The organism is Streptococcus oralis, from assembly GCF_019929345.1.
In the GTDB taxonomy this organism is placed as follows: Bacteria; Bacillota; Bacilli; order Lactobacillales; family Streptococcaceae; genus Streptococcus.
Window position 1 is genome coordinate 22,776 of the sequence record NZ_JAHZPJ010000008.1, and the last position, 16,933, is coordinate 39,708.

Sequence of the window (16,933 nt, forward strand, 5' to 3'; positions counted from 1 at the left end):
TGCTCAAGATAACCGTGTAGAAAAATAGTGTCCACAAGATTAAACGATGTGTGTTAGTCAGCTTGGTTTGCAAATTTGTAAAGTTCTTTTTCAACTTCCATCCATCCTTTCACTCCAACGTGCATCACGTCAAATAAAAAGTAATCATCATACTCTCTATTTCCATAGTTTAGCACCGTTGCACCATGACTTTTTGCAACATCTTCTATTTTTTTATAAGTTTTTTCTCGCATCTCTCTTGAGACACCTGTGTAGTCATTCCATTTCCCGTTTACTGGGAAAATAATAACCTCAACTTCAATGCCCAATTCCTTAGCAACTGTCAAGAAAAGTTCCATATCTGAATACTCCGGTGACTCCAGATAACTCAAATCTTTATTAGAACCTTTCAGTGATGCATAGCGATCTTTTAAGTAAGTATTGTAGTAGTTATTATCAACAGCATAGTCATTATTATCTGTTTTCTTTTTGACCTCTTCCACAAACTGATCCGTCATCTTCTGCCAATCATAGTCTGGGGTTTTGTCTCCTGATGAGGGATAATCTGATTTCTCATGATTTTCATAAAATTTTCGTTTGAGCTTAAAGGAATACATCGCGTTATCTAACTCTAATAGTTTTTTATCAACAATGGTTCCTTTTCCATCTATGAAATAACTTTTGTATTTTTTGTAGATGTCATTTTGTTGCTTGTTCCCCTTGGTAATCTCGATAATGCGATTGATTAGTTTTTCTTTCGTTTCCTTACTAATCTTGTCATTATCTAGCATGTGGAAAATATGTTCCTGGGAAGCCTTGTTCAAAAAAGCATCTTGATGAGTCCCATCTTTTTCAAACCACTGAACCGACTCTACTATAGCTACTTTTCGCTTACTCATAGATCCTTCAATCGAGGCTAAAGTAGAGGCTTGAATGATATTTTGAGAATAGCTAGTTCCAATCTGCATGATATTGAAATCGTTGTAATTAAAAATTCTATTGGGATGATAATCTTCATCCTTTGTCGCAACCAACTCGGATGACCCCAATAAAACCAGTGTAGTGGGGGTGATATTGCTTGTTAGAATATCTCTACTTTTATACTTTTCATATGAAGTGCTGTAACGAATACTGTTATCCTTGACTTTATAATAATCATCAATCTTCTTGACATACGTCACATTTAAAAGGGCAAGCGTCGCAATTACGAGCACAAGCGATAGTAAAAATGCTTTTAATTTAATCATCTCGTTTTATCCTATCCCTTCGATCTAGCCGATTTCTTTTCAATCTCTTATCTCTTTAAAATCGTAAGCAAAATTTTATAGGGTTCACCTGAAAAGATAAAGAAACCAATCATAACCAAATTCATGGTCACAAACCAACTTAGTAGCTTATACCAGTTTTTGTTTTTATTTTTCTTATAAAAATTGCTTTTCTTTTGATACACTTCAAATCCAGCCATCAAGACACCATGGTAAAAACCATAGACAATGTAGCTAACACTAAGACCATGCCAAAAACCCATGACCAACATATTGACCATATAGGCATAGGTTGCATTGTGTAGTCTATTTTTAAACCATTTTTTCCTGATAACCTGCATCAATACTCTTGAAAACACAAAATCTCTCAACCAGGTCGACAAGGTGATATGCCATCTGGTCCAGAAATCCTTAATATCGACACTCAAGAAAGGTTTGTTAAAGTTCATCGGTGTCTGAATACCTAGAATATTACTACTTCCAACAGCCATTAGACTATAGCCTGCAAAGTCAAAGAACAGATACAAGGTATAGAGGTACATATACTTGATTGAGTAGACGACTGTGCCAGTATTATTTAGAGCGAGTAACATCTGGTAAACATAGGTTGATAAAACAACCTTGTAAAGAAGGCCTAGAACGATACGATACACACCGTCCCCTGCTAACTCCAGATACTGTTTTCGAGGCATGATCTCGTTTATCTCTTTTAAAAATCTCCTACTCCGATCAATCGGACCAGCACTAACTGTTGGGAAAAAGAGCAAAAACTGTAGATAATTTTTTACACTGACTTTTTCTTTGATTAAGCCATCCGATATCTCTAGCATGATCTGAATGGTCTTAAAGGACATGTAAGAAATTCCAATAAAGGCCAACAAATGCAGAGAAGTCAGAGCAAAGACTTTATTGATTACCAAAGGAAGAATGGAAAGGAAAACCAGTGGTTTCAGCCGCTTTGCTTCTATCCTCTGTGCTAGAAAAACCAGAAAATACTGGTAAACGATAAAGGCGAGCAAATAGACCATCATCGCTCGACTCTTACCATAGATAGCTCCTGCAAATAAGAGGGAGAGCGCCAAAATATAGTAGTCCTTACGTTTTTCAAAAAAGTTTACCACAAAACCAATCAGTAAAACTACAAATAAGAGAAGGAAAAACTCATTCCCCTCGAAATAATTCATATCAACCGAACTCCTTTTTCATTTTCTCACCTCGCTTCAAGGTTTATCTTTCTAGTTTTTTTCCTATCCTATCACCAGAGAGAGTTAACTTTATCTATTATACCATAATTTAAAAACTTTAAATGCCCCCTGTTGACGGCTTCCTAGAACAAAAAAGAGCCCTTCGGCTCTTTTTACTTATGACTTAATTTCTTGGTCAAGAAATCTCCCAAGAACTGGATTGTAAAGATAATCAAGATGATGATAATGGTTGCTAAGACTGTCACATCGTGATTGAAACGGTTAAATCCATAAGCAATGGCTACGTTACCGATACCACCTGCTCCAACCGCACCGGCCATAGCTGTTTCTCCAACTAGGGAAATCAAGGTCACAGTCGTCACACGAATCAAATCTGGAAGACCTTCTGATAGGTAAACACCCACAATATCCCAGAATGTCGCTCCACTTGCTTGAGCCGCCTCAATGACACCGCCATCCAGTTCAGCCAAGACAACCTGCACCTGACGGGCAAAGAAGGCAAAGACCGCAAAAGAAAGTGGGACAAGGGCTGCATTTGGTCCGATACTAGTCTTAACAATCAAGTGAGAAAGTGGCGACAAGATAGCCAAGAGAATGATAAAGGGAACCGCACGGAAAATAGAGGTGATCTTATCCAAAATCCAGAAAACAACCTTATTTTCCAAGACACCACCTGGCGCGGTCAAGACAAGGAAGAGACCTGCTACCAATCCCAAGAACCCTCCGATAATGAAGGAAAGAACTGTCATATAGAGGGTTAAGTAGATGGCTGTTCCCCAGCCTGCCTGACCAGCCCAGCCCATTTTATAGACATTTGGTAAATAGGTTTGAATCAATGATTCCATCTTACTGTCCTCCCTTCAATACTTTTAACTGCACACCAGCCTGACGGATAGCTTCTTGAGCGCCTGCTAGCGCTGCTTTTTCTCCTGACAAGACCACAACCAATTCTCCAACAGGAGTACCATCGAGAATTTCGATATTTCCATAGAGGATATTGGCCGTTACTTGGTAATGTTTGTACAATTCATTCAAAAGTGGTTCGTCTGTCGAAACCCCTGCATACTTGAGCTGCACTAAAATACTGTTCTCAGATAAGTGTTCTACGATTTCTTGCTTCTCAATCTTGACCATGGCTTCGTCAATACCTGTTGCAGTTGAGATAAAGTCCTGGGTCAAAGGTTGTTTTGGATCTGAGAAGATTTCAAGGACACTACCCTCTTCAATCAAATGCCCATCCTGCATAACTGCCACACGATTGGCAATGTCTTTGACAATCTGCATTTCATGCGTAATCAAGACAACAGTCAAACCTAATTTTTGGTTCAAATCTTGCAACAAAGCCAAAATCTGCTTAGTTGTCTTAGGGTCAAGGGCAGAAGTTGACTCATCTGAAATCAAGATTTTTGGATCATTGGCCAAGGCACGCGCAATGGCTACACGCTGTTTTTGCCCTCCTGATAGTTGTGAAGGGTAGTTTTCAGCACGATCCGCCAAGCCAACCAAGTCTAACAACTTAGCTACTTTGGCTTTCTTTTCTTCCTTGCTGAGTCCAGAGTGTTTGAGGGCAAAGGCTACATTTTCCTCTGCTGTCTTTTGACTCATCAGGTTGAAATGCTGGAAAATCATCCCGATATCTTGACGCTTACGGCGCAACTGCTCTGCTGTCAAGGTCACTCTGCCATCAAAAATGACGTCGTTATCAATGGTAATTTTCCCTGCAGATGGCTTTTGCAAGAGGTTAATCACCCGTACAAGGGTTGATTTCCCCGCTCCAGAATACCCAACGATTCCGTAGATATCCCCTTCTTGGATGTGAATGGTCACATCCTTGACCGCTGTGATGGTTCTCTTCTTTTGGTGAAAAGTCACATCAATCTGATCTAACTTGATAATATCTCTACTCATAGCTTCTAATCAGCTCCTCTACTAATTCAATATGGGTGTAGTAATCGGCGATTCGCACGTTTTCATCTCCACCATGGTCTCGGCTATTGGCATTTCCTAGACCAAAGGCCACCATGGGTACCTCTAGGGCATCAAAGACCGTATGCATGGGCCCTGTCCCCGCCGTTGTCGGCAAGACTGAAACGCCCTGTGGATAGAATTTCTTGGCCAACTCGATCACATTGAGAATGGCTGGTGCGCTCATATCGCTTCGATAGCTCATCTCTCCCAAGGTATAGTATAATTCTACCTTATCAAAGCCATTTTTGTCTAGCTGTTTCCGAATTTTTTCCAGAACATCATGCGGTTCTAAGCCAGGAACCAAACGAACTTCTAACTTGGCACTGGCTTCTGCTGGCAAAATCGTTTTAACCCCTTGCCCTTGATAACCTGACTGAATCCCTTCGATATTAAGGGCTGGCTCGAAAAAGAACCTTTTTAGAAAGGCTGCACGATCCTCTTGTAAGAGAGGCAATTCCAAACCATAAATGCGACTGATTTCCTCAGGATTGCGTTGGGCGTAGGCATCTACCAAGGCTAGTTCTCGTTCATTTGGCTCTTGAACATCCTCATACAAGCCTTCTACCAAGATACGGCCATCTGCTGCACGCAGGCTACTTAAGGCCTGGATAAGGTACCACGACGCCGACTCCACAACACCACCATAACTCGAGTGGATATCCACATCAGCACTTTTTACCTTGGCATCAAAGGTCACAATTCCCTTGTTTCCACCAGAAATTTCTAGCTGTTCCAAGGCGTTCTTTGTCCCTTGCTCCCAGACTAGCAAGTCCGCCCCACGAAGTTTGTCTGCGTGTTTCTCTAAATACTTATCTAAATCCATAGAAGCAGACTCCTCTGCCCCTTCCATGATAAAGCTGATATTGACTGGCAGGTCATCGTGGTGTTGCATATACTTTCTCAGAGCACTCAAACGAGCCGTGATATGACCCTTGTCATCATCAACCCCACGTCCATACATAAAGCCATTTCGCACAGAAAGGGTAAAAGGATCCTCAGTCCACAACTGGTCGCCATCCGCTGGCACGGTGTCATAGTGATTATAGAAGATCAAGGTCTTGGCATCCGGACGCGAACTCTTGAAATGCGCCATGACAAAGGGAGCCGTGTGGCTCTCATCAATCTCCACTTCAGCTCCTACACGCTTGAAAATCTCACCCAGATAGTTTGCGACTTCTTTGAGTCCAACCTGCTGGGCAAAGACTGATTTCTTGGAAATTAAGGTGCGCAAGACTTCAAAATAATGCTGGGCCACATGATCCTTTTCAAATTTTTCAATCTGCTCTTGTTCGCTAGGAAAAACCATTTTCTCTCTCTTTCTACTACGTACTTGCGTCCTCAAAACGACAACAAGTGCCTCTTTAAAATCAACTCTCTATACAAAAGCAAGAGGTGGAAACTCTCTCCCACCTCCCTGTGTCTTATTACCAAACTGGTTGGTCCAAACCGTCTGATGTTTCTTCGATAACTTTTTTCACTTCATCAGTGTGGTAAGCTGCGATAATTTTCTTGATGGCATCAGCCTTAGGTGATGATTCCCAATCTTTTTTCGCAACGATGATGTTGTACCATTGTTTTGAGTTTTCATCAGCTTGTTCTTTGAAGAGTGCTTTCTTGTAGTCCAATTTTGCTTCTGTAACGAAGGTATTGTTTACAACAGCAGCATCAACTGATGACAATGAACGAGCTGTTTGGCTAGCGTCCAATTCAGTAATCTTCAAGTTCTTTGGATTTTCTGTGATGTTAGCAACTGTTGCAAGTGCAGTTCCAGAAACATCCAATTTGATCAAACCAGCTGATTGAAGCAAGTAAAGCGCACGGCTTTCGTTTGTTGCATCGTTTGGTACAGCAATTTCACCGTTATCTGGGATTTCTTCCACTTTGGTGTACTTGTTTTCTTCCCCATTTTTACCTGAGTAAAGGCGGATTGGTGAGATGTAGGTATCTGCAATCGCTACAAGGTCTTTCCCGTTTTCTTTGTTCCAGTTGTTCAAGAAGTTGTAGTGTTGGAAAGCATTCAAGTCTACTTCGCCATCAGCAGTTGCCTTGTTTGGCTGTGAGTAGTCTGTGAACTCTGTGAATTCCAATTTAATGCCATCTTTTTTAACCAATTCTTGGATTTTATCCCAACGCGCTTCTTCAGAACCGCTACGGTTAACTGTTGCAATTTTGACAACTGTTTCGTTGTCTGCTTTCTTTTCTGAATTTCCGCAAGCTGCAAGAGCCAAACCTGCGACTGTAGCAAGCGCTGCTACACCGAGCCATTTTTTAATTTTCATGATTCTTTCTCCTTAAAAATAATACCGTAATAGTATCTCATACTTTATTTGATTTCGCAAATTGTTATTAGATAGGCAGACATATAGTTTGAAACTATATGTCTAAAAATTGAGAAATCATCCACCTTTCTCAGACTGGATGATTTCATACGACTATTTAATGTCAGCTTCTGCTGGTAGGTAAGTGTCTCCGAAGAATTGTTTAGACAATTTTTCAAGCGTTCCGTCTTTGTAGAGTTCTTGGATACGTTTGTCTACAAACGATTTCAACTCATCTTGACCTTTGGCAAGAAGTGGGTAAACATAAGGTTGTTGGTCGCTTGGAAGTTCGATGACTTTCAAGTTGTCCAATCCTTGATTCTTGATAACTGTTTCAACACCAATCTTATCAAAAATCTTATAATCAAATTGTCCATCGCTCAAACGTACCATGATTTGTTGGAAATCTGCCTTGGTGTAGTTAAGGATAGTTGGGTTATCTGCGTGTTGTTTGTTATATTCTTCCAACTGTTTAGCTGATGTAGTCGCTTGAACAATCTCTGTTGATTTTCCACCGATATCATCGAGAGATTTGATACTGTTATCATCTTTCTTCACTACAAGGACATTAGGGTTTTGGGCAATAGGTGCTGCATAGAGGTATTTCTCCGCACGTTCTTTAGTATAACTAAGATTGTTTACAGCCATAGTGTAGCGGTCAGCGTCAAGTCCTGCAAAGACACCTGACCATTCTGTCTTTTCAAACTTAACATCATACTTGTCAGAATCTTTAAAGATAGCGCGAACTACTTCAATCTCGTAACCAGTCAATTCACCATTTTCTTCATAGATAAATGGCTTTGGTGATCCGTTAGTCGCTACGACAATTTCCTTCTTACCAGGTGTTGCCGCTTCACTCGATGCAGTATCTTTCTTATCTCCACCTGAGCAAGCTGCTAGTACACCTGTGGCAACAAGTCCTAGAGCAGCAAGAGATGAATATTTGACGATTTTTTTCATGTCATTTCCTCCAAAATAGAATACCTTACTATCTTATCAGAAAATAATTTTTTTCGCTATTATATGATATCTATCTCGGTGATAGGTTTTTTTTATGGCTGACTAAAAGACCAGACGCAAGACTGCAATTAAGACCACTCCAAAAAGAACAGTGCCCACTAGATTGCGGTAGCGAAAGGCTACCCAAGCCGTTGGAAAGACTGCCAAGAAGTCCAGCCACTTGATCTGAGGAAGACTCCCAACCTTGCCTGTCACTACACTTGAAAGGATCAAAGCAAAGATAATAGAAACAGGCAAAAACTTCAAAAAACGCTCGACGATTGCTGGCAACCCCTTGTACTTGACTAAGATGAAGGGAATCATACGGGGAATCCAAGTCACCAAGCCAGAGAAAATAACTGCTAATAAAAGATACTTACTGACCATCTAAGATTACCCCCATAGTACAACCTAGCAAGGTCGCAAACAAAACAGCTAGTGATTGAGATACCACTGTCAAGAGCAAAAAGAAAGATACCGCAACCACTGATAGGATCATCAGCAGATTGCGAACAGAAACCCTTCTTTGCATAATCTGAAATTGCGAAGTGAAAATCCCGATAAACATCCCCACAAGAGCAAAATCTAATCCAAAGACCTCAGGATTTGGAAGAAGACCACCTAAAGCCGTTCCCGCCACTGTCCCAATAAACCAGGCTACATAACTATTGAGATTGTTCCCATGCATCCACATAGGATTGACATTGTCTGTATGGGCTAATTCTCCCATCAAAACCCCGTAAGTCTCATCTGTAAGGAGACTGGACATGCCGATATTTTGCCAGAGACTAGTATGACGGAAATAAGTCGACGCATGCAAGCTCAGCAAAAAGAGTCGCAAGTTGATCAAAAAGACTGTCATAGCAATAGCTACCACAGGCGCTTGAACCGCAATCAGTGCCAGCATGGCAAACTGGGCGCTCCCAGCATAAACAAAGAGGCTCATCAAGCCCATCTCAACAGGTGTCACATAGGGCGCGCCAATAATCCCACAAGCCAGACCAATGCTGACATAGCCAAGGGCAGTCGGCATGGCCGCCTGAACACCTTCCCAAAATCCTTTTTCTTTCATCCTTCTCCTCATATTTTCTCCAATTGAGGCTGTTCATCATCACAGCCACAACACGGACTATTATAACATATTCAAGGAAGAGAAAAAAGTTTAGAGTTTGAAACTAGTAGTTCGCAAACATTGTTAAAAAGCATTACTTGCTTATTGATACATAAGAAACTGATCCACTCGGATAGTGTACTTATCGACTTGGCTTTCAACAGACCCATCTTCTGTCGGATAAACATCGACCCAGAGTTCTTTCCTTTTTCCTTCCAGCTTGACTTTATAGCGATAGCCGTCATCATAGAGTCCTACTGTATCAGTTGCCATGGATTGGTAATCTGGAAGAGCTTCAAGTTCTTTTTTTACAGTCTGGGATAAGTTAAAGAGCAATGCTTGCTGCTCAGCTTTTGAGGTAACGGGGAAATGAGCCGTCACTTCTTCCAAACGATGTGATTTTGAAAATGTGAATCTTGCTCGGCCAGTATAGCCTTTCAAAGTAATCTGTTCATAGTGATAGAAAAGGCGACCTATTTTATAGAAATAAGGATTTTCTGCACGCCAAGTATCGCGATAGGCCAGTTCCTCTTCTTCCACCTCTTCACTAGCCTCTCCAAATACTTCTTCAAAGGATTTAACAGGCATACCGAAAGAAAGGGATTCAAACAAGACCAGTTGCGTCTTTTTAAAATTCTGGCAAGCTGATAAAAGCATGAGTAAAGCTCCAAGAGCAAGCAAACTACTGATTATTTTTGTAATTTTCATATATCTACTATACAAAAAAAGGCTAGGATTTGTCCAAGAATAAAGAGTCAACAATTAGCTGACTCTTTATTCCACCGTATCAAAAGCGAGACTTGGTTTGGCGTTGAGATCCAAGCCTGCAAAGTTTTCTTTGTTCCACTCGCTGACGCTGGCATAGGCGATCATACCCGCATTATCTCCGCAAAGACGCAGAGGCGGGATGATGACCTTGACATCTGTGATTTCGGCTGCTAGGCGTTCTCTGAGGCCTTTATTAGCTGCCACGCCACCTGCCACGACCAGAGTTTTAACAGGATATTTTTCCAAAGCCTTCTTGGTTTTAGCCATGAGAATGTCCATAACTGCAGCTTGGAAGGACGCACACAAATCCTCTGTAGACAGGCTTTCTCCCTTTTGCTCGGCATTATGGTGAAGATTGATAAAGGCAGACTTCAAACCTGAGAATGAAAACTCCAGATTGTCTTCCTTGATCATAGCACGTGGGAAATCATAAACATCCTGACCTTGATGGGCCAACTCGTCAATCTCGCGACCTGCTGGATAGGTCAAGCCCATGACACGGCCGACCTTGTCATAAGCCTCCCCAACTGCATCGTCTCGTGTCTCCCCAACAATCTTGTAATCGCCAGCCTCAGAAACATAAACCAACTCTGTGTGGCCACCGCTGACCAAGAGTGCCAACAAAGGAAACTCCAAAGGCTCCACACTCTGAGCTGCCATGAGGTGACCAGCCATGTGATTAACGGGGATAAGCGGAAGGCCGTGAGCCCAAGCAAAGGCCTTGGCAGCTGACAAACCAACTAGCAAGGCACCGACCAAGCCTGGTCCATAAGTAACTGCAACAGCTGTCACGTCCTCTTCGGTAATTCCTGCTTCTGCCAGTGCCTCCTCGATACAGGCTGTAATAACCTCAACATGGTGACGACTGGCTACTTCTGGCACTACGCCACCAAAACGTTTGTGACTCTCAATTTGACTAGCAATGACATTGGACAAGAGCTGATCATCGTTTTTCAGTACGGCGACACTGGTCTCATCACAGGACGTTTCAAATGCTAAAATATATCTATCCTTCATCTACTTCTCTCTTCATGATGATGGCGTCCTCGACTGGGTTATGGTAGTAGGCCTTTCGCTCAGCGATGATCACCATCTTTTCTTTCTTGTAAAATGCTTGCGCTCGGTGATTTGACTTTCTGACTTCAAGGAAAATCTCCTTATCCGTCGGCAGTGTCGCAAACAAGGCTGACGCAATTCCCTGACCTTGATAGGCTTGTTTGACAGCGATTTGTAGGACTTCTGCTTCAAAGAGATTCTCCTGTACGGCTAGAAATCCAATCACTTCTGCTCCATCATAAGCCAGAGCATACCAAGTCTGGTCTTGGGACAGGTCTGCTTGGATTTGTTCCAGCGTCCAAGGGCTGACTGGATAAACATCTGCCATGACAGCATAGATGGCTAGAGCCAAGTCAGGTTGCTGTTGGATTCGTTTGATCTCTATCATAGGCGTTTAATGTAGGACTCGCCAGACTCGGTGTGATTCTTCAGCCAATTTTCCTCAGCTTCGACACGCTTAAGGTAATTGGGCACAAAGTCGTGTAAGGAGTCTGCTTCCTTGTCCCAGGCCCAAAGAGCTAGATTAGCTGCACTTGGCAAGGTTTCTTGGTAGTTAGCTTGTGGCAGATGCTCTTGAATTTGTTCCACAAAGACACCAACTTCTCCGACAAAGGTTACCTGTTCAGCATCCTTGACTTTTTCTAACACCTCTTCAAAAGATAAATGCGCTTCTGGCAAGACAGCCTTGACATTTTCATAAAATCCTGCATAAACATTGTTGCGACGTGCATCCATGATAGGAACCACCAAGCCTTCTTGCTGACGTGGCACCAGAGCCAAGAGACTCGACATACCAACTAACTCAATGTTCAGGGTATGAGCCAAGGTCTTAGCAGTTGCTACCGCAATTCGCAAACCTGTGTAGCTACCTGGTCCCTCTGCTACCACGATGCGATCTAAGTCCTTGGGAGTCCAGTCCAAACTCGCCATCAAAAAATCAATGGCTGGCATAAGGGTTATACTGTGATTTTTCTTGATATTGATCGTGGTCTCAGCAAGAACCTGCTTATCCTCTAAAATGGCTAGAGAAAGAGCCTTGCTGGACGTATCAAAAGCTAATACTTTCATAACACATTCCTATCTTTTGGTCTGTTTACTATTATACTACAAAAGCTGACGCATGGGAATTTTCTTTGCCCCAAACAAAAAGCCCTGCCACTTAAACAAAGAGGAAGGCAAAAAAAGTTGTAGTTTTTTCCTATCTTTTCCAAATATATAAGTGAACAAGGAATTTGAAAGGATCTTCATAAGAAATTTGGATAAGTCATATATGTTGCAACTCGATTTTCGATGCGAGAGATCATCATCGTAAACATAAGGATATCATCTGAAAATAGAAAAGTCCGCCCCTCTATCAATACGGGGTGGATTTTCTGTATACTTAGATGAATAACTGGAGCTTAAGCATTTAAACCAAAGTAAAAAACAAACCAGACAACATAGGTTACAAGAAGGAGAAAAATTGAATAGAGCGTCACAAAAGCAAGCTTCCAAAGGAATTTTGTTTTGCGGTGTTCTAGATACGTAAAAATAAGATTTCCACCATAGACACAGGCTACAAAAATTACAAACATCAAGAGGCGAACCCCTACTGCAAATTCAAACAAACTAAACATTCTTAATCCTCCTTGTTTTAAAAGCTATAGGGAATATTCCCGTCCATAAACTTCCCTTTCTCTTTCCATTATAACACCTAAGTGCTCTCCAACCAAATCCTATCTATCTTTTTGCCCTCCTTTCCCTCCCGACTTTCTCGTTTTCTGTCTTTTACTAATTTTTCATTTTATGGTATAATTGAAATAATTGTAACGAATCAAGGTCAATCTAGACACAAAATGGAATGAAATCAAGCAAATCTCTACTAAAAGTTTGGAATAAGCTGACCTGTAAATAGAAAGGAACGATATGATTTACAAAGTTTTTTATCAAGAAACAAAAGAACGTAGCCCACGTCGTGAAACAACACGCTCACTTTACCTAGACATCGATGCCAACTCAGAACTTGAGGGCCGTATCGCTGCTCGCCAACTTGTCGAAGAAAACCGCCCAGAGTACAATATCGAGTATATCGAACTCTTGTCTGACAAATTGCTAGATTACGAAAAAGAAACTGGCGCCTTCGAAATTACGGAGTTCTAATATGGCCTACACTCTTAAACCTGAAGAAGTCGGCGTTTTTGCCATCGGTGGTCTGGGAGAAATCGGGAAAAACACTTACGGAATTGAATACCAAGATGAGATTATCATCGTCGATGCTGGGATTAAATTCCCAGAAGATGACTTACTGGGTATCGACTACGTTATCCCTGACTACTCTTACATCGTGGACAATATTGACCGCGTCAAGGCCGTTTTGATTACACACGGACACGAGGACCACATCGGTGGGATTCCTTTCCTGCTCAAGCAAGCAAATGTCCCTATCTACGCTGGACCACTTGCCTTGGCTTTGATCCGTGGAAAACTCGAAGAACACGGCCTCTTGCGCAACGCCAAACTTTACGAAATCAACCACAACACTGAGTTGACCTTTAAAAATCTCAAGGCAACTTTCTTTAGAACTACTCACTCCATTCCAGAGCCTTTGGGGATTGTCATTCATACTCCTCAAGGTAAAATCGTCTGTACGGGTGACTTCAAGTTCGACTTCACGCCAGTTGGAGAGCCTGCAGACTTGCACCGTATGGCTGCCCTTGGTGAAGAAGGAGTGCTCTGTCTCCTCTCTGACTCGACAAATGCGGAAGTGCCAACTTTTACCAACTCTGAAAAAGTCGTTGGCCAGTCTATCATGAAGATCATCCAAGGCATTGAAGGACGTATCATCTTTGCATCCTTTGCCTCAAATATCTTCCGTCTCCAACAAGCAACAGATGCTGCTGTTAAGACTGGACGCAAGATTGCGGTCTTTGGTCGTTCTATGGAAAAGGCTATAGTCAACGGAATTGAGCTTGGCTACATCAAAGCTCCCAAGGGAACCTTTATCGAGCCAAATGAAATCAAGGACTACCCTGCAGGCGAGGTTCTGATCCTTTGTACAGGTAGTCAGGGTGAGCCGATGGCAGCCCTCTCTCGTATCGCTAACGGAACACACCGTCAGGTGCAACTCCAACCCGGCGATACCGTTATCTTCTCTTCTAGCCCAATCCCTGGAAATACTACTAGCGTCAACAAACTGATTAATATTATCTCAGAAGCTGGTGTCGAAGTCATCCATGGTAAGATTAACAATATCCACACCTCTGGACACGGTGGTCAGCAAGAGCAAAAACTCATGCTCCGCTTGATCAAGCCCAAATACTTCATGCCTGTTCATGGTGAATACCGTATGCAGAAAGTCCATGCTGGACTAGCGGTGGATACTGGTGTCGAGAAGGACAATATCTTTATCATGAGCAATGGTGATGTGCTTGCCCTTACTGCTAACTCTGCTCGTATCGCAGGTCACTTCAATGCCCAAGACATTTATGTCGATGGCAATCGTATCGGTGAAATCGGCGCTGCTGTCCTCAAAGACCGTCGTGATCTATCTGAAGACGGTGTCGTACTTGCAGTCGCAACTGTTGACTTCAAATCTAAAATGATTCTGTCTGGTCCAGACATCCTCAGCCGAGGCTTTGTCTACATGCGAGAGTCTGGTGACTTGATTCGCCAAAGCCAGCGCATCCTCTTTAATGCCATTCGTATCGCGTTGAAAAATAAGGATGCTAGCATCCAATCTGTCAATGGTGCCATTGTCAACGCTATTCGTCCCTTCCTTTATGAAAATACGGAACGTGAACCGATCATTATCCCTATGATCCTCACACCAGACGAAGAAGAATAAATCAACAAAACAGCCCCGTCTTCGGAGCTGTTTTTCTCTATGCTTTCTTTTCTTGATTCTTCGAAATACTACGATTTTTACCTTCCAGATAGACCATGAGAATGGAAATATCTGCTGGGTTTACTCCCGAAATACGGCTAGCTTGGCCAATGGTTTCTGGATTGATGAGTTTGAACTTCTGGCGAGCTTCAGTCGCAATCGAGTCAATGTCATCCCAGTCAATATTGGCCGGAATGCGTTTTTCTTCCATGCGTTTCATCTTGGCAACCTGATCCATGGCTTTAGAAATATAACCCTCGTACTTGATCTCTGTTTCAATCAATTCAATGACCTTGTCATCCAAGTCCTCTGCAGCTGGCCCGATAAAGGCCACCACATCTTGATAAGAAACTTCTGGACGGCGAAGGAATTCCTTGGCTGTCACCGCATCTGTCAATGGTTTGAATCCCATCTCTTCAACCTTAGCATTGGTTTCCTTGACTGGCTTGAGTTTGATGCTGTCTAGGCGTTTCATCTCATTATCAAATTGATTTTTCTTGATTTCAAAACGAGCCCAGCGTTCATCGTCAACAAGCCCAATCTCACGTCCCATCTCGGTCAAACGCATATCTGCATTATCATGACGGAGGATGAGGCGGTATTCAGCACGACTAGTCAAGAGACGGTAGGGTTCAATGGTACCCTTGGTCACCAAGTCATCAATCATCACTCCAATATAGCCGTCACTACGCTTCAAAATCAACTCAGGCTTGCCTTGGATTTTCAGAGCGGCGTTGATACCAGCGATAATCCCTTGACCTGCTGCCTCTTCGTAACCTGATGTTCCATTGGTCTGACCAGCAGTGAAGAGTCCTGAGATTTTCTTGGTTTCCAGAGTTGCACGCAACTGATGAGGCAAGACCATGTCGTACTCAATAGCATAACCCGTTCGCATCATTTCTGCATTTTCCAACCCTTTGATGGAATGAACTAGCTCGCGCTGGACATCCTCAGGAAGACTGGTTGATAAACCTTGAACGTATACTTCCTCAGTGTCACGCCCTTCTGGTTCTAGAAATAGTTGGTGACGTTCCTTGTCTGCAAAGCGCACAATCTTATCCTCAATCGATGGACAGTAACGAGGACCTACACCCTTAACTACACCTGTAAACATAGGCGCACGATGGAGGTTGTTTTGGATAATCTCATGACTGGTACCATTGGTATAGGTCAACCAGCATGGAACTTGATCTTTGACATAATCCTCATCACGTGAAGTATATGAGAAGTGATTAGGCGCTTCGTCCCCTGGCTGAATCTCTGTCACATCGTAGTTGATAGAGGAAGCCTTGACACGTGGAGGAGTTCCTGTCTTGAAACGGCCGATTTCGAGCCCAAGTTCCTTGAGATTATCAGCTAGGTTAATCGAAGCTAGACTGTGGTTAGGACCTGACGAATACTTGAGGTCTCCGATGATGATTTCCCCACGGAGGGCAGTCCCTGTCGTCACGATAACAGCCTTGGCAGCATACTCTTGATGGGTCGCTGTACGAACACCGACAACCTTACCATCTTCCACCAAAATCTCATCAATCATGGTTTGACGGAGGGTCAAATTTTCTTGATTTTCAACTGTCTTGCGCATTTCTTTAGAGTAAAGCTCCTTGTCAGCTTGCGCACGAAGGGCACGGACAGCTGGCCCCTTCCCTGTGTTGAGCATCTTCATCTGGATGTAAGTCTTGTCAATGGTTTTGGCCATCTCGCCACCAAGGGCATCTACTTCACGCACGACAATCCCCTTGGCAGAACCTCCGATAGAGGGATTACATGGCATGAATGCCAACATTTCAATGTTGATGGTCGCAAGCAAGACCTTGCAGCCCATACGGCTAGCAGCTAGAGATGCCTCCACCCCAGCGTGCCCCGCACCGATTACAATAATATCGTATTCTTCCGTAAAATTATAAGTCATTTTCTCTCCTATTCTTCAAGATGAATGTGTCTTAGTTGGCCGTCCCAATCTGGTAGGGCTGTTTTTAAAAAGGCTGGAACTAGCTGGATATTCTGGAGCTCATCCAAGTCAATCCACTCACAGGGCAGTGTTTTCTCATCTTCCTGCATGGTCAACGGGGCATCCTCAAGTAAGTCCACCAGGTAATGAAATTCGATGTTGTGATAGGAAACACCGTCCTGTTCAAAACGATTTTCAACCACGAAAGCTAGCTGCCCAGCTTGAGCTTTGACACCCAGTTCTTCTCTCACTTCACGGACTACCGCGTCTTCCGTGCTTTCATTGACTTGAATCGCACCGCCGATAGTGTAATACTTGCCCTTGTCTTTGGTAACTAGGATCTTGCCATTTTGGAGAATCAAAGCTGTTGCTCGAACACCAAAAACAGTATTTCCCACTTTTGTCCGAAAGTCTTGTTGAGTCATTTCTGTCCTTTCCCTTAAACGACACA

18 protein-coding genes are annotated in these 16,933 nt (G+C 42.8%); 2 read left to right on the plus strand and 16 right to left on the minus strand.

The genetic code is table 11. The annotated features are described in order from the left end of the window. Positions 1 to 53 precede the first annotated feature (53 nt). The 14 genes from dltD to K1I97_RS06365 form a co-directional block, all read right to left on the minus strand. Entirely contained in the window at positions 54 to 1,226 is a 1,173-nt protein-coding gene (gene dltD / locus K1I97_RS06300; RefSeq protein ID WP_223331194.1) for a D-alanyl-lipoteichoic acid biosynthesis protein DltD, read from the minus strand. A gap of 47 nt (positions 1,227 to 1,273) precedes the next feature. Beyond that, a complete protein-coding gene (dltB, locus tag K1I97_RS06305; protein WP_223331195.1) occupies positions 1,274 to 2,428 on the minus strand; it encodes a D-alanyl-lipoteichoic acid biosynthesis protein DltB in 1,155 nt (384 codons plus the stop codon). A gap of 173 nt (positions 2,429 to 2,601) precedes the next feature. Continuing rightward, complete coding sequence (locus K1I97_RS06310; RefSeq protein ID WP_061418498.1) at positions 2,602 to 3,294, minus strand: methionine ABC transporter permease; 693 nt, start codon at positions 3,292 to 3,294, stop codon at positions 2,602 to 2,604. A gap of 1 nt (position 3,295) precedes the next feature. Next, the gene (locus tag K1I97_RS06315; RefSeq protein WP_223331196.1) at positions 3,296 to 4,357 is read right to left on the minus strand and encodes a methionine ABC transporter ATP-binding protein; all 1,062 of its coding nucleotides are present in this window, start codon (positions 4,355 to 4,357) and stop codon (positions 3,296 to 3,298) included. Beyond that, positions 4,350 to 5,723 (minus strand): M20 family metallopeptidase, encoded by a 1,374-nt coding sequence (locus K1I97_RS06320; RefSeq protein ID WP_223331197.1) that lies wholly within the window; start codon positions 5,721 to 5,723, stop codon positions 4,350 to 4,352. Before K1I97_RS06320 ends, K1I97_RS06315 begins: the two co-directional genes overlap by 8 nt. Positions 5,724 to 5,841: 118 nt before the next feature. Further along, complete coding sequence (locus K1I97_RS06325) at positions 5,842 to 6,696, minus strand: MetQ/NlpA family ABC transporter substrate-binding protein (protein ID WP_223331198.1); 855 nt, start codon at positions 6,694 to 6,696, stop codon at positions 5,842 to 5,844. Between the two features lie 153 nt (positions 6,697 to 6,849). Further along, on the minus strand, positions 6,850 to 7,695 hold the full coding sequence (locus K1I97_RS06330; protein WP_223331199.1) for an amino acid ABC transporter substrate-binding protein: 846 nt from the start codon (positions 7,693 to 7,695) through the stop codon (positions 6,850 to 6,852). 102 nt (positions 7,696 to 7,797) lie between these two features. Next, positions 7,798 to 8,121: an AzlD domain-containing protein gene (locus tag K1I97_RS06335; protein ID WP_000253936.1), complete on the minus strand. Its 324-nt coding sequence runs from the start codon at positions 8,119 to 8,121 to the stop codon at positions 7,798 to 7,800. After that, the gene (locus K1I97_RS06340) at positions 8,111 to 8,806 is read right to left on the minus strand and encodes an AzlC family ABC transporter permease (RefSeq protein ID WP_223331200.1); all 696 of its coding nucleotides are present in this window, start codon (positions 8,804 to 8,806) and stop codon (positions 8,111 to 8,113) included. Before K1I97_RS06340 ends, K1I97_RS06335 begins: the two co-directional genes overlap by 11 nt. A 141-nt stretch (positions 8,807 to 8,947) precedes the next feature. Further along, positions 8,948 to 9,553 carry a hypothetical protein gene (locus K1I97_RS06345; protein WP_223331201.1) on the minus strand — a complete coding sequence of 202 codons (606 nt, stop codon included), beginning with the start codon at positions 9,551 to 9,553 and terminating at the stop codon, positions 8,948 to 8,950. Positions 9,554 to 9,619: 66 nt separating this feature from the next. Then, positions 9,620 to 10,630: a tRNA (adenosine(37)-N6)-threonylcarbamoyltransferase complex transferase subunit TsaD gene (gene tsaD / locus K1I97_RS06350; protein WP_223331202.1), complete on the minus strand. Its 1,011-nt coding sequence runs from the start codon at positions 10,628 to 10,630 to the stop codon at positions 9,620 to 9,622. Continuing rightward, positions 10,620 to 11,057 carry a ribosomal protein S18-alanine N-acetyltransferase gene (rimI, locus tag K1I97_RS06355; RefSeq protein WP_223331203.1) on the minus strand — a complete coding sequence of 146 codons (438 nt, stop codon included), beginning with the start codon at positions 11,055 to 11,057 and terminating at the stop codon, positions 10,620 to 10,622. The genes tsaD and rimI overlap by 11 nt, the downstream gene beginning before the upstream one ends. Beyond that, entirely contained in the window at positions 11,054 to 11,737 is a 684-nt protein-coding gene (gene tsaB / locus K1I97_RS06360; RefSeq protein ID WP_223331204.1) for a tRNA (adenosine(37)-N6)-threonylcarbamoyltransferase complex dimerization subunit type 1 TsaB, read from the minus strand. The genes rimI and tsaB overlap by 4 nt, the downstream gene beginning before the upstream one ends. A gap of 332 nt (positions 11,738 to 12,069) precedes the next feature. Next, positions 12,070 to 12,285: a hypothetical protein gene (locus K1I97_RS06365; RefSeq protein ID WP_061454149.1), complete on the minus strand. Its 216-nt coding sequence runs from the start codon at positions 12,283 to 12,285 to the stop codon at positions 12,070 to 12,072. 289 nt (positions 12,286 to 12,574) lie between these two features. On the opposite strand from K1I97_RS06365, the gene K1I97_RS06370 reads away from it, so the two are divergent. Then, positions 12,575 to 12,808 (plus strand): DNA-dependent RNA polymerase subunit epsilon, encoded by a 234-nt coding sequence (locus K1I97_RS06370; protein ID WP_000639582.1) that lies wholly within the window; start codon positions 12,575 to 12,577, stop codon positions 12,806 to 12,808. A 1-nt stretch (position 12,809) separates the two neighbouring features. Further along, positions 12,810 to 14,492, plus strand: coding sequence for a ribonuclease J1 (rnjA, locus tag K1I97_RS06375; RefSeq protein ID WP_000331969.1), 1,683 nt, complete (start codon positions 12,810 to 12,812; stop codon positions 14,490 to 14,492). 37 nt (positions 14,493 to 14,529) lie between these two features. On the opposite strand, the gene mnmG is transcribed toward rnjA, so the two are convergent. Beyond that, the gene (gene mnmG / locus K1I97_RS06380; protein WP_223331205.1) at positions 14,530 to 16,443 is read right to left on the minus strand and encodes a tRNA uridine-5-carboxymethylaminomethyl(34) synthesis enzyme MnmG; all 1,914 of its coding nucleotides are present in this window, start codon (positions 16,441 to 16,443) and stop codon (positions 14,530 to 14,532) included. Between the two features lie 8 nt (positions 16,444 to 16,451). Next, entirely contained in the window at positions 16,452 to 16,907 is a 456-nt protein-coding gene (locus K1I97_RS06385; protein WP_223331206.1) for an NUDIX hydrolase, read from the minus strand. Positions 16,908 to 16,933: the final 26 nt, after the last annotated feature.